At 67.0% G+C, this 382-nt stretch carries 1 protein-coding gene; it reads right to left on the minus strand.

Annotation, left to right across the window (positions count from 1 at the left end; translation table 11 throughout):
- Window positions 1-382: ABC transporter transmembrane domain-containing protein (locus tag AC1DNF_RS35850; protein ID WP_478153697.1), on the minus strand; the 382-nt coding region annotated here is incomplete at both ends.

Below are 382 nucleotides of genomic sequence, written 5' to 3' on the forward strand. Positions count from 1 at the left end.
TTGCTCACGAGCGCGATGAACTGCTGCGTCGCCTGGCCCAGGTGACCGGCCTCGAAGCCGGCGCGCACATGGCCGGCGAGCCGACGTTCCCAATCGCGGTGCCAGGTTCTTTCGGCGGCCAGGCCCTTGAGCGTCTCCATCGAGGTGACCGTCTCCACCAGGTAGCTCTGGTTCTCCGCGCCGAGCGCGAACTTGTCGTCCAGCTTGCTTCGCAGCAAGGGCGTGACGAGCCAGGAGGCGAGGAAGAACAGCGGCAGCGCGGCCAGCACCATCAAGGTGAGCGTCGCGCTGTAGTGGAACATCACCGCGAGGAAGACCGCCGCGAACAGCAGGTCGAGCCCGCTGGTGAGCGCCTGGCCCGTCATGAAGCTGCGCGCGTTCT

The sequence above is a fragment of the Variovorax sp. 01T432 genome (assembly GCF_056398605.1).